The organism is Streptomyces flaveolus (assembly GCF_014648815.1).
GTDB classification, from domain to species: Bacteria; Actinomycetota; Actinomycetes; order Streptomycetales; family Streptomycetaceae; genus Streptomyces; species Streptomyces flaveolus.
In genome coordinates this window covers 342,710-369,188 of the sequence record NZ_BMRV01000006.1, presented here as the reverse complement: position 1 = coordinate 369,188, position 26,479 = coordinate 342,710, and the positions used below count along the sequence as shown (strand labels likewise).

The window sequence follows — 26,479 nt, the reverse complement described above, 5'->3', positions numbered from 1 at the left end:
CCCATGTGGGCCAAGGCCCCGTCGCTCCCGAGCGGCGGGGCCTTCGTCATGCCCGGGCGCCGGCCGGACGGGACCGGCCAGGGAGGGCCGACAGGGTGAGCAGCAGGGCGAGCGCGGCCGCGGTGACCGGCACGCCGTAGCCGGCCGTGGGCGACACGTGCTCCACCGTCCAGCCGCCCGCAGCGCTGCCGCAGGCGATGCCACCGAGCAGCCCGGTCACCGCGAGGGTCATGCCCTCGTTCAGCCGGCCCTCGGAGGTGCGGTGCTGGACCAGCGTCATCGTCGTGACCATCGTCGGGGCCGTCGCCATCCCGGCGGCCAGGAGCGTGAGCGCCAGCAGCGGCAGCGAGCCCGTGAGGGCCGCGGCCAGCAGGGGCAGCGTCATCAGGGCCGTCATCGCGGCCACGCACCACGGCAGGCGGACCTCGGCCGGCCCGGCCGGCTTCAGCGCGCCGTACAGCAGGCCCGCCGCACAGGAACCGGCCGCCTGGAGCGCCAGGACCACGCCGGCCGCCGAACGGTGCCCCTGTGCGTCCGCGAAGGCGATCGTGACGACCTCCATCGCGCCGAACACCGCGCCCGTCGCCAGGCACATCGCCAGCAGCGGCGGTATGCCGGGCGCGCGGAAGGGCGCCTTCGCGGCGGGGCGCGGCCGGGCCGGCGGTTCCGTCGCGCGCTGGGTGGCGAACACCAGGATGCCGGTCACCAGCAGGACCACACCGGCCAGCGTGCCCGCCTCCGGGAACACCGTCGTGCACAGGAAGGCCGCGAGGACCGGCCCGAGCATGTAGCACAGCTCGTCCGTGGCCTGCTCGAAGGAGTTCGCCGTGTGCAGGGCGCCGGCGTCGCCCTGCAGCAGGTGGGCCCAGCGGGCGCGGGCCATGCCGCCGGTGTTGGGGGTCGTGGCGGTGGCGGCGTACGCGGCGAACAGGGTCCAGTCGGGGGCTCCGGAGCGCACGCACAGCACCAGCGCGAGTGAGCCGAGCGCCGCGAACAGCGTCGCCGGCACCGCCACCCGGGCCTGGCCGTGCCGGTCCACGAGCCGCGCGGTCCACGGCGCGACCAGCGCGGTCGCCGCCAGCCCGGTCGCGGTGACGGCACCGGCGAGGGCGTACGAGCCGCGCGTGCCGGCGATCATCACGACCGCGCTGACGCTGAACATGCCCATCGGCAGCCGGGCGATGAGATTCCCGATCGTGAACGCGCGGGCGCCGGGCACGGACAGCAGACGCCGGTACGGGCCCGGCGGCCGGCGCGGGGTGCGCGGGGTGCGGGGACGGAAGTCGGCGGCGACCAGGGCGTCGGCGGTGACGGTGAGCAAGGGGGCCTGGCGAAGGGCGCGTTCAGGAGTCGGTTGCGGCATGCGCCCACCGTCACCCGCGGCCGATCACGGGGTCCAACACCTTCTCCGTACGCATTCACGCACTCCCGTTGTAAATTCGCCGGATGCCCGCACCCGCCCACCTCGATCCGCGTCTCCTGCGCGCCTTCGTCACCGTCGCCGAGGACCTGCACTTCACCCGCGCCGCGGCCCGCCTGTACGTCGCCCAGCAGGCGCTCAGCCGCGACGTGCGGCGCCTGGAACGCGAGCTGGGCGCCGAGCTGTTCGTCCGGTCCACCCGGCAGGTGACGCTGACGGCCGACGGCGAGCGGCTGCTGCCGTACGCCCGCCGCGTGCTCCAGGCGCAGGACGACCTCCTCACCGCCTTCGGGCAGGCCCGCCCGCTGCTGGTCGACCTCAACTCGCCCGGTCTGGTCACCGGACGCCTGGTCCTGGAACGGGCCCGCCGGCTCGCACCCGAGCTGGAACTCATGGCCCGCTACGAGAGCGGCCTGACCGGCGCCGCCGCCGAGCTGCTCGCGGGCCGGCTCGACGCCTCGTTCGGCCGGTTCGCGGGCCTTCCCCCGGCGCTGCGGGCGGGACTGGGCCACCAGCCGGTCCGCTACGAGCCCATGGCGGTCGTCCTGCCCGAGGACCACCCCCTGGCCCCGCTGCCCGAGGTGCCGCTCGCCGCGCTGGCGGGCGAGGCCGTGTACGCCGGGGCCGGCAACCCGCGGACGCCGGAGTGGACCGACCTGGGGCACCGCCTGTTCGAGGGACGCGGCATCGTCGTGGCGCCACCCCTTCCGCTGGCCGTCGGGGACGAGGAGTTCCAGCGGATCATGGACAAGACGCGCAATCCGATCCTCGCCGTGGCGAGCTTTCCGGCCATGGCCTCGACCGTGGTCCGTCCGCTCGTCGATCCGGTCCCGCTGTCGCCGGTCTCACTGGTCTGGAGAAAGGGGCTGGTGCACCCCGCCTTCGACGCGCTGCGCCGGGCCGCCGCCCAGGTCGCGGCCGAAAACGGGTGGCTCCACCGGCCCGCCGAAGCGTGGCTTCCGGACACTGACGCCGCTGTGATGTCCGTCCATTAACCGACACGCGGCAACCACACGTCCTCCGCGTGCGCTACATTCTTGGCCTGAGCACGGTGTGGTACAGGGGGCGCTCGAACCTGGTGGGGGCCGGTTCGGCCGACGGGTGCTCGGAGTCGTACGCGCACCCGGAACTGTCCCTCGGGGGGAAGTGCGTGCGCGTGAAGAACTGGCAGAAAGACGCCCAACCGGAGTGGCCCGGCGCCACGTCCGGTGCTCGTGATGTTGTCGCGGGGCACGACCCGCAGCAGGACGCCACCCAGGTGCTTCCCGCGGCCGGTGCCTTCCCGGGCACCGGCGCCGCGGCGGCCCCGGCGCCCGGCACGGTGTCCGGTGGATCCGGCGCGCCCGCGGGAGCCGGATGGTTCGGAGGAGCCCGGGAGTTCCCCAGCGGCGCGGGCACGGACGTCCCGCGCACCGACACCGGTGCCGCCGAGACGGAGGTCCTCCGCCCCCAGCCGGGCGTCGACCTCTTCGGCGGCACGACGCGCCAGGACCGAATAGGCCAGGGCCGAGCGCCCCGGCACGACGGGCACCGGCTCGGGGACGCACCGCGCCGCGACACCGACCGGACGGACATCCTCCCGTTGGCGGCCCCGGCGGCCCCGACCCGCGCCTTCCCCGCGCCCGGCCCAGCCACCGCCGCCCTCCGCGACCCCTGGCAGGAGACGCCGGGCGCCCTGGACGCGGACGCACCCGACGCCATCGACCCGCGCCCGGCCGCCGGTGCCGACCACACCCACGACCCCCACGAGGTGACGGTCCAGCTCGACGCCGTCCAGCTCGGCGACGGCATGATCCGCCGGGCGGCCGCGAACGGCACCGGCAAGCACGCCGCCTCCGACGCCTCCGACGGACCGGTCTTCGTCGACGAGTCGGGCCGCCGCAGCCGCCGCTTCCGCCGGATCGGCATCGCCCTCGGCGGCGCCTGCGCCATCTACGCCGTCGTCATCGTCTCCACGCTCCTGTCGGGCAACTCCAACGCACCCTGGCTGCCCGTACCCGGCCAGGAACAGGGCAAGCCGGCCGGACAGGTCGACACCACCCCGCTGCCCTCGCAGTCCGCGCAGCCCTCCGTGAGCGGCAGCGCCGCCCCGCAGACCAGCCCCACGGCCGGCACCGGCGCGGCGACGACCCCCGGCGCCGACGCCCCGGCGCCCGGCGCCTCCGGCACCGCGCGGCAGCCGGGCACCAGCACCGATCCCGAGCCGTCCACGTCCGCGACCGCCCCGAAGCCGGGCGGCGGCGGCGCGGCCGAGCCGGACCCGACGGTGACGACGCAGCAGCCGCCCCCCGCGACCACGGACCCGTCGACCCCGGCGGGCGGCGGCGAGACCACGGTCGACCCGACCGCGCCCACGGACGGTGGCACCGCCACGACCGACCCCGGCGGCGGCACCACCGTGAACGGCGCGAGCGACACCTCCCCGGTGGCCGCCGGAGCCGAGGCCGCGCCCGCCGTCGACACCGCGCCGGCCGACTCCTCCACATCCCCTTCCCTGTCCCCGGAGTACACCCTCTGATGGCCTCCCGCACCCGCCGTCACGGCGCCGCCCGCGGCGCCCGTGACGGCGCTCGGCGCCGCCGCGTGCCCTTGCGCCTGCTGCTGCCGCTGCTCGTCCTCGTCGCCCTGGTGGCGATGCTCATGCTGCGCGGCTACGTGCACAGCGAGATCCTCGCCGACCACCGCGTCCAGCCGCCCGCCGCCACCGACCAGGTCCCGGACAAGATCCTCGAGGGCGGCCCGGTCATCGACGCCCGCGGCGGCCAGACCAACAGCCTGAGCGTGCCCGACCACCGCCTCGTCCTCACCTTCGACGACGGCCCGGACCCGGAGTGGACCCCGAAGGTGCTGGACGTGCTGAAGAAGCACGACGCCCACGCGGTCTTCTTCGTCACCGGCACGATGGCCTCCCGCTACCCGGACCTCGTCGAGCGCATGGTCGACGAGGGCCACGAGGTCGGCCTGCACACGTTCAACCATCCCGACCTCTCCTTCCAGTCCAAGAAGCGCATCGACTGGGAGCTGTCGCAGAACCAGCTGGCGATCACCGGCGCGGCCGGCGTGCGCACCTCGCTCTTCCGCCCGCCGTACTCCTCCTTCGCCGACGCCATGGACAACAAGTCCTGGCCGGTCACCCAGTACATCGGCTCCCGCGGGTACATCACCGTCGTCAACAACACCGACAGTGAGGACTGGCAGAAGCCCGGCGTCCAGGAGATCATCCGCCGCGCCACCCCGCACGGCGGCAAGGGCGCCATCGTCCTGATGCACGACTCCGGCGGCGACCGCCACCAGACCGTGCAGGCCCTGGACGAGTTCCTGCCCGGCCTGAAGAAGCAGGGCTACGAGTTCGACAACCTCACCGAGGCCCTGGACGCGCCCAGCGCCATGACGCCGGTGACCGGCGTCGACCTGTGGAAGGGCAAGGCGTGGGTCTGGCTGGTCCAGGCCTCGGAGAAGCTCACCGACGGCCTGGTGGTGGGCCTGGCGATCATCGGCACCCTGGTCATCGGCCGTTTCGTGCTGATGCTGCTGCTGTCCGGCGTCCACGCCCGCCGGGTGCGCCGCAGGAACTTCCGCTGGGGCCCGCCCGTCACCGAGCCGGTGACGGTGCTGGTGCCGGCGTACAACGAGGCCAAGTGCATCGAGAACACCGTCCGTTCGCTGATGGACAGCGACCACCCGGTCGAGGTCATCGTCATCGACGACGGCTCCAGTGACGGCACGGCCCGGATCGTGGAGGCGATGGGCCTGCCCAACGTCCGGGTGATCCGCCAGCTCAACGCCGGCAAGCCCGCCGCGCTCAACCGCGGCCTGGCGAACGCCAGTCACGACATCGTCGTCATGATGGACGGCGACACGGTCTTCGAGCCGTCCACCGTCCGCGAACTCGTCCAGCCCTTCGGCGACCCGAAGGTCGGCGCCGTCGCGGGCAACGCGAAGGTCGGCAACAAGGACAGCCTCATCGGCGCCTGGCAGCACATCGAGTACGTGATGGGCTTCAACCTGGACCGCCGCATGTACGACGTCCTGCGCTGCATGCCGACGATCCCGGGCGCCGTGGGTGCCTTCCGGCGCTCGGCGCTCGAGCCGTTCGGCGGCATGAGCGACGACACCCTCGCCGAGGACACCGACGTCACCATGGCGCTGCACCGCGCCGGCTGGCGCGTCGTCTACGCCGAGAACGCCCGCGCCTGGACCGAGGCCCCCGAGTCCGTCCAGCAGCTGTGGTCCCAGCGCTACCGCTGGTCCTACGGCACCATGCAGGCGATCTGGAAGCACCGCCGCGCGGTGATCGAACGAGGCCCCTCGGGCCGCTTCGGCCGCGTCGGCCTGCCCTTCGTCTCCCTGTTCATGGTCGTCGCCCCGCTCCTGGCGCCGCTGATCGACATCTTCCTGCTCTACGGCATCGTGTTCGGCCCGACCCAGAAGACGATCGTGGCCTGGCTGGGCGTCCTGCTCCTCCAGGCGGTCTGCGCGGCGTACGCCTTCCGCCTCGACCGCGAGCGCATGACCCATCTGATCTCGCTGCCCCTGCAGCAGATCCTCTACCGCCAGCTGATGTACGTCGTGCTGCTCCAGTCCTGGATCACCGCGCTCACCGGTGGCCGTCTGCGCTGGCAGAAGCTGCGCCGCACCGGTGTCGTCGAGGCCCCGGGCGGCGGGGTCCCGAGCCAGCGATCGCGCAGCGGCAATGATCGGAGGCCCGTGGCATGACCCACGGATACACGACCGGTACGGGGACGAACCCGGAACCGGCCGGCCCCTACGGCACCCCGTACGCGGGGGCCCCGGGCGGTGCCCCGTACGGAACTCCGTACGCGGGGGCCCCGGGCGGTGCCCCGGAAACGCCGTACGCCGTCCCGCAGCAGCGCACGACGGAGCCCGAGGCCGCCGCGCCGCCGGCCGTCCCCGCGGCCAAGAAGCCGGGCCGCGACCGCTACCTCGACCTGCTGCGTTCCATCGCGCTGGTCCGCGTCGTGGTGTACCACCTGTTCGGCTGGGCCTGGCTGTCGGTGCTGTTCCCGTCGATGGGCGTGATGTTCGCGCTGGCCGGTTCGCTGATGGCGCGTTCGCTGAAACGCCCGGCGCTGAGCGTGATCCGCAGCCGCGTCCGCCGTCTCCTGCCGCCCATGTGGGCGTTCGGCGCGGTCGCGCTGTCGCTGATGTTCGCGAGCGGCTGGAACCCGGCCGAGGACCCGGACCACGGCGACACCTGGGGTCTGCTCTCGCTGTTCAACTACATCGTCCCGATCGGTGCGCCGCCCTACCCCTGGCACAGCGGGTCCGCCTCGGGGCTGCTGGACGACACCTGGGCCGTGCAGGCCGCGGGACCGCTGTGGTACCTGCGCGCCTACCTGTGGTTCGTCCTCGCGTCCCCGCTGCTGCTGTGGGCGTTCCGCCGGGCCCCCTGGCCGACGCTGCTCGCTCCGCTGGGGCTGACGGCGATCGTCGGCACGGGCCTGGTGAAGATCCCCGGCGAGACGGGCAACGCGGTCACCGATTTCGCGGTGTACGGCAGTTGCTGGGTGCTCGGCTTCGCCCACAACGAGGGCCTGCTGAAGCAGATCCCGCGCTACGTCACCGTCTCCGGCGCCTCGCTGGTGATGGCCTTCGGCCTGTGGTGGGCCTCGGGCCACCTGGGCCCCGACGGCTGGGACCTGAACGACATCCCGATGGCGCAGGCCGCCTGGTCGTTCGGCTTCGTCGTGATCCTCCTCCAGTACTCCCCGTCCTGGCAGGAACTCCCGGGCCGGCTGGCCAAGTGGGACAAGCTGGTGACCCTCTCCAACAACCGCGCGGTCACCATCTACCTGTGGCACAACCTGCTGATCATGCTGACGGTGCCGATCATCGACCTGCTGTACCGGCTCCCGTTCATGCAGAGCGAGCGGGCGGCGGACGCCCTCTCGGACGCGTACTCGCTCTGGATGTTCGCGCTCGTCTGGCCCCTGATCGGCCTGATGGTCCTCGCCGTCGGCTGGATCGAGGACATCGCGGCCAAGCGCAGCCCGCGGCTGTGGCCGAACGGCACGAAGCGCTCCGCCGGGAAGCGGGGGACGGCCGGCGCGGCGCACCGGGGCTGACGCGCTTAGCTCCCCCGTGCGAGACTGCCCCGGTTGCGGACGTGAACGGGGTGGCGTGAGCCGGCCCGGGGGAGCGGTGGGATGAGCAAGCGCCAGATACAGAAGATGCTGCGGCTGATGGCGAGCGGCGAGCCGGTCGAGGTCACCAGCGCGATGGCATCTGTGAAGAAGCTGGCCCGACTCGCCTTCGTCGCCCAGCAGTTCGGGTACGAGTACGCCGACGTGCGGCAGGGCGGCGGGAACAACAGCCAGCTCAAGATGCTGATCGTGCCCGACCCCAGCCCGCAGGCACGGGCGCGGGCCGCGCAGAACTGGGCGCAGTACCCGCAGGCCGGCGACGGGGTGTCGGTGCCGCCGCTGGTGCCGGACGCCTTCGAACTCCTCAAGGCGCGCATCAACTTCGACCTCACCGGCAAGAGCGCCGAGAAGCGGATGGGGTACGGCGCCCTCGGCGTCACCGTCGGCTGCGCCGTCCTCGCCTTCCGGGCCGGCGGGCAGTCCGACGACTTCGTGATGGCCGCGATCGTCTGGGTGGGCGTCCTGGCGCTCCTGGGCGTCGGTCTGCTCGTCACCCGCAAGCGCAACGCCAAGTTCGCGGCCCGTCTCCAGGCCGCCGGGTTCCTGCCGGTGGCGGACGAGACCGGGCGGGTGAGGTACCTGCCGCCCGGGGCGCACCTGCCCGGGCACGGCAATCCCTTCGGTGGCGCCGCCCCCGTGGCCGCAACGCCGTACGGCCACCCGGCGCCCGGCGGCCACCCGGCGCCCGGCGGCCCCGCCGCGCCCGGTGGCTACGGTCAGCCCGCCCCGGGCGGCTATGGCCACCCCGCTCCCGGCCCGTACGCCCCGCAGCAGCCGTACCCGGCCCAGGGTCCCTACGGACAGCCGTACCCGCCGCAGCCCCGGGCGCCTTACGCCCCGCCCCAGCAGCAGCCGTACCCCCAGCAGAACCCCCACTGGCAGCCCCAGCCCCCGCAGGGCTGACCGACCCGACCTCTCACCCCGTCGCCGCGCCGGGTGAGAGCAACGTTCCCTGCCGGTCACCCGCAGCCCCACCGGCCCGAAACGCGCCCTTCCTACCTTCGGTGCAACCGAGCCCCGGAGCGCGTGGAGGCGTCATGACAGTCCCTGGTGGCCGCTGGATCCAGCACTGGGATCCCGAGGACGAGACCTTCTGGAAGGAGACAGGAGAGCCGATCGCCCGGCGCAACCTGTTCTTCTCCGTCCTCTCCGAGCACATCGGGTTCTCGGTGTGGACGCTGTGGTCCGTGCTGGTGCTCTTCATGGGGCCGGAGTACGGGCTGACGCCGGCCGACAAGTTCCTGCTGACGTCCGTGGTGACGCTGGTCGGGGCCGTCGTGCGGGTGCCCTACACCTTCGCCGTGGCGGTCTTCGGCGGACGGAACTGGACGATCATCTCCGCCGGGCTGCTGCTCGTACCGACCGTCGCGGCCTTCACGGTCATGGAGCCGGGGACGTCCTTCTCGACCTTCCTCCTGGTCGGCCTGCTGGCCGGCATCGGCGGCGGCAACTTCGCGTCCTCCATGACCAACATCAACGCCTTCTTCCCGCTCCGGAAGAAGGGCTGGGCGCTCGGCCTCAACGCCGGGGGCGGCAACATCGGCGTGCCGGTCATCCAGCTCGTCGCGCTGGCGATCATCGGGGCGAGCGGCGGGCCCCGGGTGCTGCTCGGCATCTACATCCCGCTGATCCTGGTGGCCGCCGTCCTCGCCGCCCGCTTCATGGACAACCTCGCGTCCGTCAGGAACGACACCGGGGCAGCCAAGGACGCCGCCCGGGACGCGCACACCTGGATCATGGCCGTGCTGTACATCGGCACGTTCGGCTCGTTCATCGGCTACAGCTTCGCCTTCGGGCAGGTGCTGCAGACCCAGTTCGGGCGCACCCCGCTCCAGGCCGCGTACCTCACCTTCATCGGCCCGCTGCTCGGCTCCCTGATCCGGCCGCTCGGCGGCAGGCTCGCCGACCGGTACGGCGGCGCGCGGATCACACTGGGGAACTTCGTCGCCATGGCCGCCGCCACCGCCGTACTCGTCGCGGCCAGCATGGCGAAGTCGCTCCCGCTGTTCGTGGCCGTGTTCGTGGTGCTGTTCGTGCTCAGCGGGCTCGGCAACGGGTCGACGTTCAAGATGATCCCCGGGATCTTCCAGAACAAGGCGCTCGCCCAGGGGCTGACGGGGGAGGAGGCCGTGGCGTACGGGCGGCGGCTCTCCGGTGCCTCCATGGGGCTGATCGGCGCCGTGGGCGCGCTCGGCGGCGTCGCCATCAACCTCGCCTTCCGGCAGTCCTTCCTCTCCCTCGGCTCCGGCACCGGCGCCTTCGTCGCGTTCCTCGCCTACTACGCCGTCTGCTTCGCCGTCACCTGGGCGGTATACCTTCGCCGCCCTGCCGTGCGGGTGCCGGACGGAGCGGCGGACCCGGCGGAGGCGAAGGAGCGGCTCGGCTACGCCCAGGTATGACGTAACACTGGTGACATGCGGTGGAACCGAGCCCGTCACGCGCCGTTGACAGGCTCGGTCGCCGTACAGGCAGGTACGACGACCGGGACGAGAGCGATGGACGACGAACAGCAGCAGCCGGACCACGGCCCCCTCGCGGGGTTCACCGTGGGCGTGACCGCCGCCCGCCGCGCCGACGAGCTGGGCGCGCTGCTCCAGCGGCGCGGCGCCGCCGTCCTGCACGCCCCGGCGCTGCGGATCGTGCCGCTCGCCGACGACAGCGAGCTGCTGGCCGCGACCAAGCAGCTGATCGACCAGGCGCCGGACGTCGTCGTGGCCACCACCGCCATCGGCTTCCGGGGCTGGGTGGAGGCCGCGGACGGCTGGGGCCTCGGCGACGCCCTGCTGGAGCGGCTGCGTGCGGTGGAGCTGCTCGCGCGCGGCCCCAAGGTCAAGGGCGCGGTGCGCGCCGCGGGACTGACGGAGCGGTGGTCGCCGTCCTCCGAGTCCATGGCCGAGGTGCTGGACCGGCTCCTGGCGGAGGGCGTCGACGGCCGCCGGGTCGCCGTACAGCTGCACGGCGAACCGCTGCCGGGGTTCGTGGAGGCGCTGCGGGCGGCCGGCGCCGAGGTCGTCGGGGTGCCCGTCTACCGGTGGCTGCCGCCGGAGGACCTCGGGCCCGTGGACCGCCTGCTGGACGCCGCCGTCTCGCGTGGCGTGGACGCGGTGACGTTCACCAGCGCGCCCGCCGCCGTCTCCTTCCTGGGCCGCGCCGAGGAGCGCGGCCTGCTGCCCGAACTGCTCGCCGCCCTCGGCCACGACGTGCTGCCCGCCTGCGTCGGCCCGGTCACCGCGGTGCCGCTCCAGGCGCAGGGCGTCGACACGGTCCAGCCCGAACGCTTCCGGCTCGGCCCCCTCGTGCAGTTGCTGTGCCAGGAGCTGCCGGCCCGGGCCCGCTCGCTGCCCGTCGCCGGGCACCGGGTGGAGATCCGCGGTCACGCCGTACTGGTCGACGGGGAGCTCAAGGCAGTGCCGCCCGCCGGGATGTCCCTGCTGCGGGCGCTGTCCCGGCGGCCGGGCTGGGTCGTGCCCCGCGCCGAACTGCTGCGGGCGCTGCCGGGAGCCGGGCGCGACGAGCACGCCGTGGAGACGGCGATGGCCCGCCTGCGCACCGCACTCGGCACGCCGAAGCTGATCCAGACGGTCGTCAAGCGCGGCTACCGCCTGGCCCTGGACCCGGCCGCGGACGCGAAGTACGCCGCCGACTGACCCGCGCCGCGCTCCCGGGGCCGGCCAGGTGCTGCGGGCGGGCGCTGTGACGCGGGCGGGGAGGCCCTGGCGCTGGTGTCGTCGGTCCCTGACCCTGCGTCTCCCTGGTGGCCGCGGCCAGTACCCCGCGCCGGCCCGCGCGGCCGTCCGCCGTCGTGCTCCGCCCCCGTCCCTCACGTGCACGCCGTCTGCCATGCGTCCGGTCGACGGGCGCCCGGACGCGCCGACGCATGCGTGAGCGTCCAGGCCTGGGCGGTACGAGGGGTTCCGGGCGGGGGAGCGGGCAGGCACTGTAGAGGGAGCGGTCCACCTGCTCCCCTTCCCAGCCCGCTCCACCGTGGGCAACCCCTAGGCGGTGACAGGAACATGGCACTGGGTACGGCGACAGACCCGTACGAGCTGCGGTTCGACACCGGACGGATCTGTCTGGACCTCCTCGCCACCACCCACCCCGTCGAACGGCTCGACTCCGTCGCGGCGCTGCGCGCCTGGATCACCGGCTCCGGGATCGTCCCGCCGGGCACGCCCCTGGCCCACGCCGACGGTTCCTGGCTGGCCGGTTTCCGCGAACTGCGCTGCCAGACCGCCCGTCTGGTGCGCGCCCGCGCCCCGCGCGGCCCCGGCCAGGCCCCCGGCGGGCCCTACGAGCTCGCGCTCGCCCGCGTCAACGACCTGGCCCGCGCCGCACCCCCGGCGCCCCGCGCCGTGCGCGGCGAGGACGGCGCGCTGGTACGGGAGCTGACGGCGCCTCCGGAGTGTGCCGCGCTGCTCGGCGCGCTCGCCCGGGACGCCGTGGAACTGCTCACCGACCCCGTCGCGCGGGCGAGCCTGCGCCAGTGCGCGGGCGACAACTGCCCGATCGTGTACGTGGACACCTCCCGGGGCCGCCGCAGGCGCTGGTGCTCCAGCGAGATCTGCGGCAACCGCGAACGGGTCGCCCGGCACCGCCGCCGCGCGGCCCTCGCCCGCTGAGGCGTGCGGGATGTGCCCCCATGTCCGCCCCTGCCCCCTTCGTCGCCCCGTCCCGGAGAAAACTGTCACCTCACTTTGAACACCCCGCACCCCGCGTCCGTACCGGATGGACGAGCGACCGACTGGGGGAACCCCCGGACATCGGAGGTGGGCGTGCGCAAGGATTCCGTCGTGGCCGGTGAACGTGGTGCGAGGGCCCGACATCGCATGTCCCAGACCTCCTCGGAGCCCGACGAGGAGCTGATGCGCGCCCTCTACCGGGAGCACGCCGGCCCCTTGCTGGCGTACGTGCTGCGGCTGGTCGCGGGGGACCGGCAGCGCGCCGAGGACGTCGTCCAGGAGACGCTCATCCGTGCCTGGAAGAACGCCGGTCAGCTCAACCGTGCGACCGGATCGGTACGCCCCTGGCTGGTGACGGTCGCCCGGCGCATCGTCATCGACGGCCACCGCAGCCGGCAGGCCCGGCCGCAGGAGGTCGATCCGTCGCCGCTGGAGGTCATCCCCGCGGAGGACGAGATCGACAAGGCGCTGTGGCTGATGACGCTGTCGGACGCGCTCGACGACCTGACCCCGGCCCACCGGGAGGTTCTCGTCGAGACGTACTTCAAGGGGCGTACCGTCAATGAGGCGGCGCAGACACTGGGCATTCCCAGCGGCACCGTTCGCTCCCGGGTGTTCTACGCCCTGCGTTCGATGAAGCTGGCACTGGAGGAGCGGGGGGTGACGGCGTGATGAGCGGGTACGGGGGTTTCCAGGGATTCGGCGCGGGTGATTCGGGTAATTCTGCCCCCATGCAGGGATCATCGGTGCCGAACGAACACGAGACGGTAGGCGCCTACGCCCTAGGGATTCTCGACGACGCCGAAGCAACCGCTTTCGAGGCGCATCTCGCGGGCTGCGAGTGGTGCGCCCAGCAGCTCGACGAGCTGGCCGGCATGGAGCCCATGATGGCCGCCCTCGCGGACCTGCCGGGCGCGGGCACCCCCGCGATCGCCGAGTCGCTGACCGCCAGGCCGAGCCCGCGGCTGGCGGAGAGGCTCGTCGACGAGGTCGCCGAGCGCCGCGCGAGCAAACGCCGCCGCAACTTCTACCTGGTGGGCACCGCGGCCGCGCTGATCATCGGCGGCCCGTTCGCCGCGGTGGCGACGACCAGCGGCGGTGACGACGGCGGCGGCCACCGGACCGAGGCCCAGCAGACCAGCAGCCCCGCCGCGTCCGCCTTCGCCGCCATGCCCGACCGGGTCACCGCGACCGACCCGGCCACCAAGGTCAGCGCCACCGTGGCCCTGGAGAAGAAGGCCTGGGGCACCGACGCCGTCCTGGAGCTCAAGAACGTCAAGGGGCCCGAGAAGTGCTCCCTGATCGCCGTCGGCAAGAACGGCGAGCGCGAGACGCTCAGCTCCTGGTCCGTCCCGAACTGGGGCTACGGCATCCCGGGCGCCGCCACCGACAAGGCCAAGGAGCCGCTCTACGTGCACGGCGGCGCCGCCCTCCAGCCCAACCAGATCGACCACTTCGAGGTCATGACCTTCGACGGCGACCGCCTGGTGGAGGTGGACGTGTAGGGCCCGTCCGGCGGATCACGCCGCGGACGCGGGGTCCGGCACGCCCGTCCGCGGCGTTGCCGTCGGCTGTCGGCCCCCCTCGCTCGGCTGCGCTCGCGCGGGGGACCCGATCGCGTTGCGGCCCTCCTCCGCCTTGCCTCCGGACGCCCTCGATCACCGGCGCCGATCGAGGGCCGCGGCTGTGCTGCGACCTGATCCTCCGGACAGGCCCCGGCCCCACCGGACCGCCCCGTGGCCTCCCGGCCCCCCTTCGCGTACGGTTGACGGCTGCCCAGCACGTCAGAAGGGGGCCCGGTGGCCGCACAGGCACAACAGGATTCGGCGGTCGACTCGGTGCACGATTCCGTACGCGACCGAGAGATCAGCGTGGAACAGGCACACCTGGACCGGGTGTACCGCCGACTCGAGGAGAAGATCCACGAGGCCGAGTTCCTCATGCAGGACGCGGCCCGGCGCGGCCACGTCGGCACCCCCGGCGCGCTCGCCGAGCGCGACGCACAGGTCTTCCGGGCGGGTATCCACCTGAACCGGCTCAACAACGAGTTCGAGGACTTCCTCTTCGGCCGTATCGACCTGCTCCTCGGCAAGGACGGCAAGAAGGGCGCGGACGGCGCGTACACGGCCGTCGAGCCCGCCGAGGGCACCGTACGGCCCGACGACACCGCCGACATCGCCGAGACCCTGCACATCGGCCGCATCGGCGTCCTGGACGAGGACTACGCGCCGCTGGTCATCGACTGGCGGGCGCCCGCCGCCGCGCCGTTCTACCGTTCCACGCCGGTCGACCCGGGCCGGGTCGTGCGCCGCCGGGTCATCCGGTCCAAGGGGCGGCGCGTCCTCGGCGTCGAGGACGACCTGATGCGGCCCGAGATCACGGCGTACCTGGACGGCGAGGCGCTGCCCGTCGTCGGCGACGGCGCCCTGATGGCCGCCCTCGGCCAGGCCCGCACCCACAGCATGCGGGACATCGTCGCCTCCATCCAGGCCGAGCAGGACCTGGTCATCCGCGCCCCCGCCGCCTCCGTGACGTACGTCGAGGGCGGCCCCGGCACCGGCAAGACCGCCGTCGCCCTGCACCGGGCGGCGTACCTGCTCTACCAGGACCGGCGCCGCTACGCGGGCGGCATCCTGATCGTCTCGCCGACGCCGCTGCTCGTGGCGTACACCGAGGGCGTGCTGCCCTCCCTCGGCGAGGAGGGGCAGGTCGCCATCCGCGCCATCGGCTCCCTCGTCGACGGCGCCGAGGCCACGCTGTACGACTCCCCGGCCATCGCCCGCGCCAAGGGCTCCTCGCGGATGCTCAAGGTGCTGCGCAGGGCCGCGCGCGGGGCACTGGAGCCCGAGGGTTCCCCGACCCTGCTGCGGGTCGTCGCCTTCGGCCGGCGGCTGGAACTGGAGGCGGAGGAGCTGGCCGCCGTCCGCCGCACCGTGCTCGGCGGCACGGCGCCCGTCAACCTGCTGCGTCCGCGGGCCCGCCGGCTGCTGCTGGACGCCCTGTGGGCCAAGTCCGGCGCCGCCGGCCGCCACAGCGACCCGGAGCTGGCCGCCGAGCTGCGGTCCTCCTTCGACGAGGACGTCAGCTCCGAGGACCCCTTCATCGCCTTCATGGACGCCTGGTGGCCGGAGCTGACGCCCGGTGCCGTGCTGGCGGCCATGGCGGACGAGAAGCGGCTGGGCCGCTGGGCGCGGCGGGTCCTCAACCCCGGCGAGGTCCGCAAGGTGGCCCGGTCGCTGCGCCGCGACGGCCACTCCGTGCACGACATCGCCCTGCTCGACGAGCTCCAGGCCGTCCTCGGCACCCCGGCCCGCCCCCGCAAGCGGCGCGAGCTGGACCCGCTGGACCAGCTGACCGGCCTCGAGGAGCTGATGCCGCAGCGCGAGGAGACGCAGTGGGAGCGCGCCGAGCGGCTGGCGCAGGAGCGCACCGAGTACGCGCACGTCATCGTCGACGAGGCGCAGGACCTCACGCCCATGCAGTGGCGGATGGTCGGCCGCCGCGGCCGGCACGCCACCTGGACCGTCGTCGGTGACCCGGCACAGTCCTCCTGGTCCGACCCGGACGAGGCGGCGGCGGCCCGGGACGAGGCCCTGGGCACCCGTCCGCGGCGGCGCTTCGAGCTGACCGTGAACTACCGCAACCCGGCCGAGATCGCCGAGCTGGCGGCCAAGGTGCTCGCCCTCGCCATGCCGGGCTCGAAGGCGCCGACGGCGGTCCGCTCGACCGGTGTGGAGCCGCGCTTCGCCGTCGTCGGGGACGCCCTGGCCTCGACCGTGCGGGCGGAGGCGGCCCGGCTGCTGGACCTCGTCGACGGCACCGTCGGCGTCGTCGTGGCGATGAACCGCCGCGAGGAGGCCCGGCGCTGGCTCGCCGGGCTCGGCGACCGGGTGGTGGCGCTGGGCAGCCTGGAGGCCAAGGGCCTGGAGTACGACGCGACCGTCGTCGTCTCGCCGGCCGAGATCGCGGACGAGTCGCCCGCCGGGCTGCGTGTGCTCTACGTCGCCCTGACCCGGGCCACGCAGCAGCTGACGATCGTCTCGTCCGACCGGGACGAGCCGGACGCGGCCGGGGTGCCGGACCTGCTGCGCGACTGAGCGCACCGGGATGTGAGTGAGGCCCGCGCCGTCGTCCGGCGCGGGCCTCACTCGATGTCCAAGTGGCACCGACCCGCCATGCTCGCCTCGCGGCAAGTGGTCGCTCGTAGCGACGAAGGTTGGGCCCGGGGGCTTGGATCGAGCCGGTGCCACATCCAAGGTAACAAACGATCCCCGCAAGACAATTCCCGTCCCGCGAGTTCTTTCCCGGGGCCGGACCGCCGCTCCCGGCAGCCTCTTCCGCCCGCGCCCAACTTCTCGTATGGTGGAAGTCGTTTTCCGAAAGTAGCTCTCCTCCGGTCGGCCGGCGCGCGAACAAAACGTTCGCAATCCGGGGCGGCTACCACGTACCCGGTGGTAGGTGCGACGATCGGACGGCACAACACGCGACACGGTGAAAGCAGAGGAAGTCGGCCATGGCAACGGCGCCCAGCGTCTCCTACTCGATGACCATCAGGTTGGAGGTGCCCGCGAGCGGAACCGCCGTCTCGCAGCTCACCACCGCCGTGGAGTCCTCCGGCGGCTCGGTGACCGGCCTCGACGTCACCGCGTCCGGCCACGACAAGCTGCGTATCGACGTCACCATCGCGGCCGGCTCGACCTCCCACGCCGACGAGATCGTGGAGCAGCTGCGCGGCATCGAGGGCGTCATCCTCGGCAAGGTCTCCGACCGTACGTTCCTGATGCACCTCGGCGGCAAGATCGAGATGGCGTCGAAGCACCCCATCCGCAACCGTGACGACCTGTCCATGGTCTACACGCCCGGCGTGGCCCGCGTCTGCATGGCGATCGCCGAGAACCCCGAGGACGCCCGCCGCCTGACCATCAAGCGCAACTCCGTTGCGGTCGTGACGGACGGCTCCGCGGTACTGGGCCTCGGCAACATCGGCCCGAAGGCCGCGCTGCCCGTCATGGAGGGCAAGGCGGCCCTGTTCAAGCGCTTCGCCGGCATCGACGCCTGGCCGATCTGCCTCGACACCCAGGACACCGACGCGATCGTCGAGATCGTCAAGGCCATCGCCCCGGGCTTCGCCGGCATCAACCTCGAGGACATCTCCGCGCCGCGCTGCTTCGAGATCGAGGCCCGGCTGCGCGAGGCCCTCGACATCCCCGTCTTCCACGACGACCAGCACGGCACCGCGATCGTCGTCCTCGCCGCCCTGACCAACGCGCTGCGCGTGGTGGACAAGCCCATCGAGAACGTGCGCGTCGTCATGTCCGGCGCCGGCGCCGCCGGTACGGCCATCCTCAAGCTGCTGATCGCCGCGGGCGTCAAGAACGCCGTCGTCGCCGACATCCACGGCGTCGTCCACTCCGGCCGCGCCGACCTGGTCGACGCCGCGCCCGAGTCGGCGCTGCGCTGGATCGCCGACAACACCAACCCGGAGGGCCTGACCGGCACCCTGAAGGAGGCGGTGCACGGCGCCGACGTCTTCATCGGCGTCTCCGCCCCCAACGTCCTGGACGGCGACGACGTGGCCGCCATGGCCGACGGCGCGATCGTGTTCGCGCTCGCGAACCCCGACCCTGAGGTGGACCCGGCAATCGCCCGTCAGACGGCGGCGGTTGTGGCCACCGGCCGCTCCGACTTCCCGAACCAGATCAACAACGTGCTGGTCTTCCCGGGCGTCTTCCGCGGCCTGCTGGACGCCCAGTCCCGCACCGTCAACACCGAGATGATGCTGGCCGCCGCGCAGGCCCTCGCGGACGTGGTGAGCGAGGACGAGCTGAACCCGAACTACATCGTCCCGAGCGTCTTCAACGACAAGGTCGCCGGTGCCGTCGCGGGCGCCGTACGCGAGGCGGCGAAGGCCGCCGGCGTGGCGTCGTAGGGCCCCCGGAGAGGGACTCGGCGGCCCGTGCGACGGCTGTGAGGATCGCCACGACGGGCCGCCGTACCGGCGCGTCGCGGAACGGAGCGCCTCGGACCGCCCTCTAGGGTGGCGCCAGACCAGGGCCCCGGCCCTCTCCGTATGACTCCCAAGGGTGTTCTCACGACTCCTGGGGGTGCCGGATTGGCATTACCGCCGCAGGTGCAGGCAGGATGCCTGTCTGGGCGCGAGGGCCCGACGACGGACCCGGGTGAGGGAACTGTCCGAGGTCCCTGGCAGCATCGGCTTTCGCTGTGCCTGCATGCGGCTCCGCCGCGTGGCACGCCTCAACGGCAAGAAGAACACGGGAGTAACAACATGAACCGCAGTGAGCTGGTGGCCGCGCTGGCCGACCGCGCCGAGGTGACCCGCAAGGACGCCGACGCCGTTCTGGCCGCGTTCGCCGACGTCGTCGGCGACATCGTCTCCAAGGGCGACGAGAAGGTCACCATCCCCGGCTTCCTGACCTTCGAGCGCACGCACCGTGCCGCTCGCACCGCCCGCAACCCGCAGACCGGCGAGCCGATCCAGATTCCGGCCGGCTACAGCGTGAAGGTCTCCGCGGGCTCCAAGCTCAAGGAAGCCGCCAAGGGCAAGTAAGCGCTCCGCTTCGAGCGCCGGGTGACTGCGGGCCCGTCCTGTGGCCTGCGGGCCGCCTGTGGCTGGTCGCGCAGTTCCCCGCGCCCCTTTCGGGGCGCGCTCAGCACACGCCGATGGGGCGGTCACCCGGACTCGGGTGACCGCCCCATCGGCGTTGTCGCTGTCGGCTAGCCGAGGGCCTTGCCCGGGAGTTCGACCTTTGCGCCGAGTTCCACGAGCTTCTCCATGAAGTTCTCGTAGCCCCGGTTGATCAGGTCGATGCCGTGGACCCGGGACGTGCCCTGGGCCGCGAGGGCGGCGATGAGGTAGGAGAAGCCACCGCGCAGGTCGGGGATGACCAGGTCGGCGCCTTCCAGCTTGGTCGGTCCGGAGACGACGGCCGAGTGGAGGAAGTTGCGCTGGCCGAAGCGGCAGTCGGAGCCGCCGAGGCACTCGCGGTAGAGCTGGATGTGGGCGCCCATCTGGTTGAGCGCGGAGGTGAAGCCGAGCCGGGACTCGTAGACCGTCTCGTGGACGATGGACAGGCCCGTGGCCTGCGTCAGGGCGACCACCAGGGGCTGCTGCCAGTCGGTCTGGAAGCCGGGGTGCACGTCCGTCTCCAGGGCGATGGACTTCAGCAGGCCGCCCGGGTGCCAGAAGCGGATGCCCTCGTCGTCGATCTCGAAGGCGCCGCCCACCTTCCGGAAGGTGTTCAGGAACGTCATCATCGAGCGCTGCTGGGCGCCGCGGACGTAGATGTTCCCCTCGGTCGCCAGCGCCGCCGACGCCCAGGAGGCGGCCTCCAGCCGGTCGGAGAGGGCGCGGTGGGTGTAGCCGCCGAGCTGGTCCACACCGGTGATGCGGATCGTGCGGTCGGTGTCCATCGCGATGATCGCGCCCATTTTCTGCAGGACGCAGATCAGGTCCTCGATCTCCGGCTCCACGGCCGCGTTGGACAGCTCCGTGACGCCCTCGGCGAGCACCGCCGTCAGCAGCACCTGCTCGGTCGCGCCGACGGACGGGTACGGCAGGTTGATCTTCGTGCCGCGCAGCCGCTGCGGGGCCTCCAGGTACTGGCCGTCCGCCCGCTTCTCGATCTTCGCGCCGAACTGCCGCAGCACGTCGAAGTGGAAGTCGATGGGCCGGCCGCCGATGTCGCAGCCGCCGAGGCCGGGGATGAACGCGTGCCCGAGGCGGTGCAGCAGCGGGCCGCAGAACAGGATCGGGATGCGCGACGAGCCCGCGTGGGCATCGATGTCGGCGACGTTCGCGCTCTCCACGTGGGTCGGGTCGAGCACCAGCTCGCCGGGCTCCTCGCCCGGACGGACCGTGACCCCGTGCAGCTGCAGCAGTCCGCGTACGACCCGCACATCGCGGATGTCCGGCACGTTGCGCAGCCGGCTCGGCGCACTGCCCAGCAGGGCGGCGACCATGGCCTTCGGCACGAGGTTCTTCGCACCGCGGACCCGGATCTCGCCCTCCAGCGGGGTTCCGCCGTGGACAAGCAGTACGTCATCAGTGCCGTTGACGGTCATGAATCTCGCGTTCCGTGGGGTGGGGCAGGGGCCAGAAGGGAAAGGGTAGTCGCCCCGCACCCCCCTTCAGTAAGCCCGAGGAGGGTCCGGCAACGTCATAGGTGTGTCACAACACGAAGGGTCCCGCGGCGGGCACGTGCGGTCACCGTGCGGGAGCGTGCGGGGGCGCCCGTTCACCCCCGTGCCCCCGATTGCCTCCCCACGGGAGGGGAACATGCGGGATCATGTCTGGCATGACCGAGGTGTCCTCGCTCACAGGGCGGCTGCTCGTGGCAACGCCCGCCCTGGCGGACCCGAACTTCGAGCGTGCGGTGGTGCTCCTTCTCGACCACGACGAGGAGGGCTCCCTCGGTGTCGTCCTCAACCGCCCCACGCCGGTCGACGTGGGCGACATCCTGGAGGGCTGGGCGGATCTCGCCGGCGAGCCCGGGGTGGTCTTCCAGGGCGGCCCGGTGTCGCTGGACTCGGCGCTCGGTGTCGCGGTCGTCCCCGGCGGCGCGTCCGGGGAGGCGGCCCCGCTGGGGTGGCGCAGGGTGCACGGCGCGATCGGTCTGGTCGACCTGGAGGCACCGCCGGAGCTGCTGGCCCCCGCCCTGGGCGCCCTGCGCATCTTCGCCGGATACGCCGGCTGGGGCCCCGGTCAGCTGGAGGACGAGCTGACGGAGGGCGCCTGGTACGTGGTGGAGTCCGAGCCGGGCGACGTCTCCTTCCCGTTCCCGGAGAGACTGTGGCGCGAGGTCCTGCGCCGCCAGCGCAGCGAGCTGGCGATGGTGGCGACGTATCCGGACGACCCTTCGCTCAACTGAAGCGTGTGAGCTTCAGTACCCTTGGCGTTTATGAGCACTCTCGAGCCCGAGCGCGGGACTGGTACGGGGACCCTCGTAGAGCCGACGCCACAGGTGTCCCACGGCGACGGTGACCACGAGCGCTTCGCCCATTACGTCCAGAAGGACAAGATCATGGCGAGTGCCCTCGACGGCACCCCCGTCGTGGCGCTGTGCGGCAAGGTCTGGGTACCGGGCCGCGACCCGAAGAAGTACCCCGTGTGTCCCATGTGCAAGGAGATCTACGAGTCCATGAGCGCCGGGGGCGACCAGGGCAAGGGCGGCGACAAGAAGTAGCTAGCCCGGCCCGACCGGTCTTCCCGAGGCCCCCGGAGCGTGCCCGCGCGCGCTCCGGGGGCTTTCGCATGCCCGGGGACCCTCGCGCGCCCGCGTGTCACGAAGTGGTGGAGACCTCTTGTGGACATGTTCATGTAGTCCATAACCTCCAGGGTGTTGTGCAGAGCGAAACCGTCATTGCATATGTTGCAACGCACGTCCGGAGGATCACTCCATGAAGCTCTCCCCCCGGCTGGCCGTACTGCTGGCCGCCACCGCGGTCGTCACGGCGGCCTGCGCGCCCCAGACGTCCGACAACTCCTCCTCCGGCAAGGACGAGAAGAGCGGCACCCTGCGGGTCTGGCTCTTCCAGGAGGTCAACAACAAGCCCAAGGAACAGGTCGTCGACCAGGTCCTCGCCGGCTTCGAGAAGGCCCACGAGGGCACCGAGGTCTCCGTCGAGTACATCCCCGTCGAGACCCGCGCCCAGCGCATCAAGGCCGCCTTCAACGACCCGAAGAGCGCCCCCGACGTCATCGAGTACGGCAACACCGACACCGCCGGCTATGTGAAGGACGGCGGACTCGCCGACGTCACCGAGGAGTTCGGCGCCTGGGACGAGGCCAAGGACACCGACCCGACAGCCCGGCAGTCGGTCACCGTGGACGGCAAGGTCTACGGCGCCCCGTACTTCGTCGGCGTGCGGGCCCTGTACTACCGCACCGACGTCTTCAAGGAGCTGAACCTCGAGCCCCCCACGTCGCTGGACGAACTGGCGTCCACCGCGAAGACGATCCGCGCCGCGAAGCCCGGCCTGTACGGCATCGCGGTCGGCGGCGCCTACACCTACGGCGCGATGCCCTTCATCTGGGCCAACGGCGGCGAACTCGCCACCGGCAAGGGCGGCTCGTACGCCTCGGCGATCGACAGCGCCGCCGCGCGGAAGGGCATCGAGGCGTACACCTCCCTCTTCGGCGACGACAACTGCCCGGCCGCCAAATGCGCCGGCATGGGCGGCAACGACACCGTCACCGCGTTCGCGTCCGGCAAGGCGGCCATGGCGATCGGCGGCGACTTCAGCCACCAGGCCGTGGAGGCCGGCACGGTCAAGGGCACGTACGCGGTCGTGCCGCTGCCCGGCGTGAAGCCCGGCTCCATCGCCCCGGCCTTCGCCGGCGGCAACAACCTCGGCGTCCTCAGGAGCACCTCGCACCGCACCCTCGCCGTCGACCTGATGAAGCGGCTGGCGTCGAAGGAGGCCCAGGGCGAGCTGTTCGACGCGATGGGCTTCCTGCCGACCTTCACGGACGTGCGGCAGGGTGTCGCGGCGAAGGAGCCGTTCGTGAAGCCGTTCGTCGACACACTCGCCGCGGGCACGAAGTTCGTTCCGGCGTCGGCCGCGTGGGCGACGATCGACTCGTCGCTGGTGCTGCCGACGATGTTCCAGGAGGTGGTCAGCGGCAAGAAGGGCGTGGGCGCTGCCGCGGGGGACGCGGCGCGGAAGATGAACGAGGCGTTTGGCTCCGCCGGATGAGCGTGTCGCCTTCCAGCGCGGGGGGTGCGGTGAGTGGGCGAGTGCGGGTGCTTCGTGGTTCCTCGCGCAGTTCCCCGCGCCCCTGGCGGGGCGCTTCCCGTACCCCTTGGATATATCTCGCGCCCGCTCTTGTCGTTCTCGGTGGGTTGCTCGTCTACCCCGTTTACCAGCTCGGGCTGATCTCCTTCCTGGAGTACACGCAGGCCCAGGTCAGTGGTGGGGAGCCGACCAGTTTTCAGGGGTTGGGGAACTACGCCGAGCTGTTCGCGGACGGGGAGTTCTGGCGGGTGCTGGCCGCCACCGTCGTGTTCGCGGGGGCCTGTGTGGTGTCCACGCTGGCCGTCGGGTGCGCGCTCGCCGTGCTGCTGACCCGGGTGCGGGCGCTGCCCCGGCTCGCGCTCATGCTGGCCGGGCTCGGTGCCTGGGCGACTCCGGCGGTCACCGGGTCGACGGTGTGGCTGCTGCTGTTCGACCCGGACTTCGGGCCGGTCAACCGGATGCTGGGCCTCGGCGACCACTCCTGGACGTACGGACGCTACAGCGCCTTCCTGCTCGTCCTGCTCGAAGTGGTCTGGTGCTCCTTCCCGTTCGTCATGGTCACCGTCTACGCCGGGATCCGCGCCGTCCCCGCCGAGGTGCTGGAGGCCGCCGCGCTCGACGGTGCCTCGCAGTGGCGGATCTGGCGTTCGGTGCTGGCGCCCATGCTCCGGCCGATCCTCGTGGTCGTGACCATCCAGTCGGTCATCTGGGACTTCAAGGTCTTCACCCAGATCTACGTCATGACGAACGGCGGCGGCATCGCCGGCCAGAACCTCGTCCTCAACGTCTACGCCTACCAGAAGGCGTTCGCGTCGTCGCAGTACAGCCTCGGCTCCGCGATCGGCGTCGTGATGCTGCTGATCCTGCTCGCCGTGACGCTGGTCTACCTGCGGCTGCTGCGTCGCCAGGGGGAGGAGCTGTGAATCTTCCGCGCGCGCGGGTGCGCCGTCCGTGGCGGCTGGCGGCCGAGGCGTCGGCGCTGCTGATCGCGGTCGTGGTGGCCTTCCCGCTGTACTGGATGGTGCTGAGCGCGTTCAAACCGGCCGGGGAGATCGAGTCGAGCGAGCCGCGGCCGTGGACGCTGACGCCCACGCTGGATTCCTTCCGGCGGGTCTTCGGGCAGCAGGAATTCGGCCGTTACTTTCTCAACAGTCTGCTCGTGGCAGTCACCGTCGTGGTCGCCTCGGCGCTCATCGCGTTTCTCGCCGCGACCGCCGTGACGCGTTTCCGGTTCCGTTTCCGGACCACCCTGCTGATCATGTTCCTGGTGGCCCAGATGGTGCCCGTGGAAGCGCTCACGATCCCGCTGTTCTTCCTCATGCGGGACCTCGGCCAGCTGAACACCCTGGGGTCGCTGATCCTTCCCCACATCGCCTTCTCGCTGCCCTTCGCGATCTGGATGCTGCGGGGCTTCGTGAAAGCGGTGCCGGAAGCCCTGGAGGAGGCCGCGTACATCGACGGCGCGAGCCGGGCGCGCTTTCTGTGGCAGATCCTTTTCCCGCTGGTCTTCCCGGGGCTGGTGGCGACCAGTGTCTTCTCCTTCATCTCGACCTGGAACGACTTCCTGTTCGCCAAGTCGTTCATCATCAGCGACACCTCCCAGTCGACGCTGCCGATGGCGCTGCTGGTCTTCTACAAGCCCGACGACCCCGACTGGGGCGGGGTCATGGCGGCCTCCACCGTGATGACGATCCCGGTGCTGGTCTTCTTCGTACTCGTGCAACGACGACTCGTCTCCGGCCTCGGCGGAGCGGTGAAGGACTGACGTGACCGAACTGATTCCGGCGCCGCGCGCCGTCGAAGGCCCCCTGCGCAGCGGCATCCCCCTCGACGGCGACACCACCCTGTGGGCCGCTCCCGGTACGGAGACCACCGAACGCTGGCTGCGGGCCACGCTCGGCGCCGCCTTCGCGCTGCCTCTGCGGACAGGAGCGCAGGACAGCGCCGGCGTACGGCTGCTGCTGGACGACGCGCTGGAGCCGGAGGCGTACCGGCTGAGCGTGCTTCGCGACCGGTGCGTCGAGATCCGCGGCGGCGGCCCCGCGGGCGTCTTCTGGGGTGCCCAGACCCTGCGGCAGCTGCTCGGGCCGGAGGCTTTCCGGCGGGCGCCCGTGCGGCCCGGCGTCACCCTCGCCGTCCCGCACCGGATCATCGACGACGCGCCCCGTTTCCGCTGGCGCGGCCTGATGCTGGACGTCGCCCGGCACTTCCTGCCCAAGGAAGGCGTCCTGCGCTACCTGGACCTGATGGCCGCCCACAAACTGAACGTCCTCCACTTCCACCTGACGGACGACCAGGGCTGGCGCATCGAGATCAAGCGGTATCCGGAACTCACCGGGACCGGCTCCTGGCGGGCGCGCACCAAATACGGGCACCGGGCATCGCCGTTGTGGGAGGACAAGCCGCACGGCGGCTTCTACACCCAGGACGACATCCGGGAGATCGTCGCCTACGCCGCCGAACGGCACATCACCGTCGTCCCCGAAATCGACGTCCCCGGGCACTCGCAGGCCGCCATCGCCGCGTATCCGGAACTCGGCAACACCGACGTCGTCGACACCGCCTCCCTCACCGTCTGGGACACCTGGGGCGTCTGCGAGAACGTCCTCGCGCCCACGGACGGGACCCTGCGCTTCTACGAGGGCGTCTTCGAGGAACTCCTCGAACTCTTCCCCTCGGAGTTCGTCCACGTCGGCGGTGACGAATGCCCCAAGGGGCAGTGGCAGCGGTCACCCGCCGCACAGGCGCGCATCAAGGAACTCGGGCTCGCCGGCGAGGACGAACTCCAGTCCTGGTTCATCAAGCACTTCGACCGGTGGCTGACCGCGCGCGGGCGCAGGCTCATCGGCTGGGACGAGATCCTCGAGGGCGGACTGGCCGAGGGTGCGGCCGTGTCGTCCTGGCGTGGGTACGCCGGCGGGGTCGCCGCCGCGCGCGCGGGACACGACGTGGTCATGTGCCCCGAGCAGCAGGTGTACTTGGACCACCGGCAGGACGCGGGCGAGGACGAGCCCGTACCGATCGGTTTCGTGCGCACCCTGGAGGACGTCTACCGGTTCGAGCCGGTTCCACCGGAGTTGACGCCCGAGGAGGCCGCGCGTGTGCTCGGCACCCAGGCGAACGTGTGGACCGAGGTGATGGAGAACCAGGCGCGGGTGGACTACCAGGTCTTTCCGCGGCTCGCCGCCTTCGCGGAGGTCGCCTGGAGCGTCCTGCCCACCCCGGACGAGCGGGACTTCGCCGACTTCGAGCGGCGGATGGCCGCCCACTACCGGCGGCTCGACGCCCTGGGTGTCGCCTATCGGCCGCCCGCCGGTCCCCTGCCCTGGCAGCGGCGGCCCGGGGTGCTCGGCCGGCCGATCGACGGACCGCCGCCGAACAAGTAACACGTAAGGAGAACGCCCCGAAACGCCACTGAAGAGTGGCAACGCGCGCACACCGTCGACCAACGGGAATCCCGT

General features: G+C 72.2%; 21 protein-coding genes. 19 read left to right on the top strand and 2 right to left on the bottom strand.

Annotation, left to right across the window (positions count from 1 at the left end):
* Window positions 1-46: 46 nt before the first annotated feature.
* Window positions 47-1,363: an MFS transporter gene (locus IEZ05_RS17435; RefSeq protein WP_189231036.1), complete on the bottom strand. Its 1,317-nt coding sequence runs from the start codon at window positions 1,361-1,363 to the stop codon at window positions 47-49.
* 83 nt (window positions 1,364-1,446) lie between these two features.
* Between IEZ05_RS17435 and IEZ05_RS17430 the strand changes: the two genes are divergently transcribed.
* The 13 genes from IEZ05_RS17430 (at window position 1,447) to IEZ05_RS17370 (ending at window position 18,831) form a co-directional block, all read left to right on the top strand.
* Entirely contained in the window at window positions 1,447-2,415 is a 969-nt protein-coding gene (locus IEZ05_RS17430; protein WP_189231035.1) for a LysR family transcriptional regulator, read from the top strand.
* Between the two features lie 161 nt (window positions 2,416-2,576).
* The gene (locus IEZ05_RS17425) at window positions 2,577-3,938 is read left to right on the top strand and encodes a hypothetical protein (RefSeq protein ID WP_189231034.1); all 1,362 of its coding nucleotides are present in this window, start codon (window positions 2,577-2,579) and stop codon (window positions 3,936-3,938) included.
* The gene (locus tag IEZ05_RS17420; protein ID WP_189231033.1) at window positions 3,938-6,136 is read left to right on the top strand and encodes a glycosyltransferase; all 2,199 of its coding nucleotides are present in this window, start codon (window positions 3,938-3,940) and stop codon (window positions 6,134-6,136) included. Before IEZ05_RS17425 ends, IEZ05_RS17420 begins: the two co-directional genes overlap by 1 nt.
* Window positions 6,133-7,506 (top strand): acyltransferase family protein, encoded by a 1,374-nt coding sequence (locus IEZ05_RS17415; protein WP_189231032.1) that lies wholly within the window; start codon window positions 6,133-6,135, stop codon window positions 7,504-7,506. Before IEZ05_RS17420 ends, IEZ05_RS17415 begins: the two co-directional genes overlap by 4 nt.
* A gap of 81 nt (window positions 7,507-7,587) precedes the next feature.
* The gene (locus IEZ05_RS17410) at window positions 7,588-8,487 is read left to right on the top strand and encodes a hypothetical protein (RefSeq protein WP_189231031.1); all 900 of its coding nucleotides are present in this window, start codon (window positions 7,588-7,590) and stop codon (window positions 8,485-8,487) included.
* A 134-nt stretch (window positions 8,488-8,621) separates the two neighbouring features.
* A complete protein-coding gene (locus IEZ05_RS17405) occupies window positions 8,622-9,983 on the top strand; it encodes a nitrate/nitrite transporter (protein WP_189231030.1) in 1,362 nt (453 codons plus the stop codon).
* A 96-nt stretch (window positions 9,984-10,079) separates the two neighbouring features.
* On the top strand, window positions 10,080-11,231 hold the full coding sequence (locus IEZ05_RS17400) for a uroporphyrinogen-III synthase (protein WP_189231029.1): 1,152 nt from the start codon (window positions 10,080-10,082) through the stop codon (window positions 11,229-11,231).
* A 366-nt stretch (window positions 11,232-11,597) separates the two neighbouring features.
* Window positions 11,598-12,203, top strand: a complete 606-nt coding sequence (locus tag IEZ05_RS17395; protein ID WP_189231028.1) for a CGNR zinc finger domain-containing protein — start codon at window positions 11,598-11,600, stop codon at window positions 12,201-12,203.
* Between the two features lie 207 nt (window positions 12,204-12,410).
* Window positions 12,411-12,935, top strand: coding sequence for a sigma-70 family RNA polymerase sigma factor (locus IEZ05_RS17390; RefSeq protein ID WP_166661591.1), 525 nt, complete (start codon window positions 12,411-12,413; stop codon window positions 12,933-12,935).
* Window positions 12,936-12,994: 59 nt separating this feature from the next.
* Window positions 12,995-13,768, top strand: a complete 774-nt coding sequence (locus tag IEZ05_RS17385; RefSeq protein ID WP_189231027.1) for a zf-HC2 domain-containing protein — start codon at window positions 12,995-12,997, stop codon at window positions 13,766-13,768.
* 294 nt (window positions 13,769-14,062) lie between these two features.
* Window positions 14,063-16,360, top strand: a complete 2,298-nt coding sequence (locus tag IEZ05_RS17380) for a HelD family protein (protein WP_189231026.1) — start codon at window positions 14,063-14,065, stop codon at window positions 16,358-16,360.
* Between the two features lie 416 nt (window positions 16,361-16,776).
* Window positions 16,777-18,192, top strand: a complete 1,416-nt coding sequence (locus tag IEZ05_RS17375) for an NAD-dependent malic enzyme (protein ID WP_189231025.1) — start codon at window positions 16,777-16,779, stop codon at window positions 18,190-18,192.
* A 357-nt stretch (window positions 18,193-18,549) separates the two neighbouring features.
* On the top strand, window positions 18,550-18,831 hold the full coding sequence (locus IEZ05_RS17370; RefSeq protein WP_003990598.1) for an HU family DNA-binding protein: 282 nt from the start codon (window positions 18,550-18,552) through the stop codon (window positions 18,829-18,831).
* Window positions 18,832-18,998: 167 nt separating this feature from the next.
* On the opposite strand, the gene murA is transcribed toward IEZ05_RS17370, so the two are convergent.
* Window positions 18,999-20,345 carry a UDP-N-acetylglucosamine 1-carboxyvinyltransferase gene (gene murA / locus IEZ05_RS17365; RefSeq protein ID WP_189231024.1) on the bottom strand — a complete coding sequence of 449 codons (1,347 nt, stop codon included), beginning with the start codon at window positions 20,343-20,345 and terminating at the stop codon, window positions 18,999-19,001.
* A 233-nt stretch (window positions 20,346-20,578) separates the two neighbouring features.
* Here murA and IEZ05_RS17360 point away from each other — a divergent pair, with 233 nt between their 5' ends.
* The 6 genes from IEZ05_RS17360 (at window position 20,579) to IEZ05_RS17335 (ending at window position 26,404) form a co-directional block, all read left to right on the top strand.
* Window positions 20,579-21,151: a YqgE/AlgH family protein gene (locus IEZ05_RS17360; protein ID WP_189231023.1), complete on the top strand. Its 573-nt coding sequence runs from the start codon at window positions 20,579-20,581 to the stop codon at window positions 21,149-21,151.
* Between the two features lie 30 nt (window positions 21,152-21,181).
* Window positions 21,182-21,466, top strand: coding sequence for a DUF3039 domain-containing protein (locus tag IEZ05_RS17355; protein ID WP_171991040.1), 285 nt, complete (start codon window positions 21,182-21,184; stop codon window positions 21,464-21,466).
* A gap of 214 nt (window positions 21,467-21,680) precedes the next feature.
* Window positions 21,681-22,979, top strand: a complete 1,299-nt coding sequence (locus IEZ05_RS17350; RefSeq protein ID WP_189231022.1) for an extracellular solute-binding protein — start codon at window positions 21,681-21,683, stop codon at window positions 22,977-22,979.
* Complete coding sequence (locus IEZ05_RS17345; RefSeq protein WP_189231021.1) at window positions 22,976-23,941, top strand: carbohydrate ABC transporter permease; 966 nt, start codon at window positions 22,976-22,978, stop codon at window positions 23,939-23,941. The genes IEZ05_RS17350 and IEZ05_RS17345 overlap by 4 nt, the downstream gene beginning before the upstream one ends.
* Window positions 23,938-24,783 carry a carbohydrate ABC transporter permease gene (locus IEZ05_RS17340; RefSeq protein WP_189231020.1) on the top strand — a complete coding sequence of 282 codons (846 nt, stop codon included), beginning with the start codon at window positions 23,938-23,940 and terminating at the stop codon, window positions 24,781-24,783. The genes IEZ05_RS17345 and IEZ05_RS17340 overlap by 4 nt, the downstream gene beginning before the upstream one ends.
* 1 nt (window position 24,784) lies before the next feature.
* Complete coding sequence (locus IEZ05_RS17335) at window positions 24,785-26,404, top strand: beta-N-acetylhexosaminidase (protein ID WP_189231019.1); 1,620 nt, start codon at window positions 24,785-24,787, stop codon at window positions 26,402-26,404.
* The last annotated feature ends 75 nt before the right edge of the window (window positions 26,405-26,479 follow it).

Coding starts and splice junctions, on each gene's coding strand:
- IEZ05_RS17410 (WP_189231031.1), top strand. CDS start 7,588: ATGAGCAAGCGCCAGATACAGAAGATGCTGCGGCTGATGGCGAGCGGC.
- IEZ05_RS17430 (WP_189231035.1), top strand. CDS start 1,447: ATGCCCGCACCCGCCCACCTCGATCCGCGTCTCCTGCGCGCCTTCGTC.
- IEZ05_RS17385 (WP_189231027.1), top strand. CDS start 12,995: ATGCAGGGATCATCGGTGCCGAACGAACACGAGACGGTAGGCGCCTAC.
- IEZ05_RS17350 (WP_189231022.1), top strand. CDS start 21,681: ATGAAGCTCTCCCCCCGGCTGGCCGTACTGCTGGCCGCCACCGCGGTC.
- IEZ05_RS17355 (WP_171991040.1), top strand. CDS start 21,182: ATGAGCACTCTCGAGCCCGAGCGCGGGACTGGTACGGGGACCCTCGTA.
- IEZ05_RS17370 (WP_003990598.1), top strand. CDS start 18,550: ATGAACCGCAGTGAGCTGGTGGCCGCGCTGGCCGACCGCGCCGAGGTG.
- IEZ05_RS17415 (WP_189231032.1), top strand. CDS start 6,133: ATGACCCACGGATACACGACCGGTACGGGGACGAACCCGGAACCGGCC.
- IEZ05_RS17390 (WP_166661591.1), top strand. CDS start 12,411: ATGTCCCAGACCTCCTCGGAGCCCGACGAGGAGCTGATGCGCGCCCTC.
- IEZ05_RS17405 (WP_189231030.1), top strand. CDS start 8,622: ATGACAGTCCCTGGTGGCCGCTGGATCCAGCACTGGGATCCCGAGGAC.
- IEZ05_RS17360 (WP_189231023.1), top strand. CDS start 20,579: ATGACCGAGGTGTCCTCGCTCACAGGGCGGCTGCTCGTGGCAACGCCC.
- IEZ05_RS17420 (WP_189231033.1), top strand. CDS start 3,938: ATGGCCTCCCGCACCCGCCGTCACGGCGCCGCCCGCGGCGCCCGTGAC.
- IEZ05_RS17435 (WP_189231036.1), bottom strand. CDS start 1,363: ATGCCGCAACCGACTCCTGAACGCGCCCTTCGCCAGGCCCCCTTGCTC.
- IEZ05_RS17375 (WP_189231025.1), top strand. CDS start 16,777: ATGGCAACGGCGCCCAGCGTCTCCTACTCGATGACCATCAGGTTGGAG.
- murA (WP_189231024.1), bottom strand. CDS start 20,345: ATGACCGTCAACGGCACTGATGACGTACTGCTTGTCCACGGCGGAACC.
- IEZ05_RS17345 (WP_189231021.1), top strand. CDS start 22,976: ATGAGCGTGTCGCCTTCCAGCGCGGGGGGTGCGGTGAGTGGGCGAGTG.
- IEZ05_RS17395 (WP_189231028.1), top strand. CDS start 11,598: ATGGCACTGGGTACGGCGACAGACCCGTACGAGCTGCGGTTCGACACC.
- IEZ05_RS17400 (WP_189231029.1), top strand. CDS start 10,080: ATGGACGACGAACAGCAGCAGCCGGACCACGGCCCCCTCGCGGGGTTC.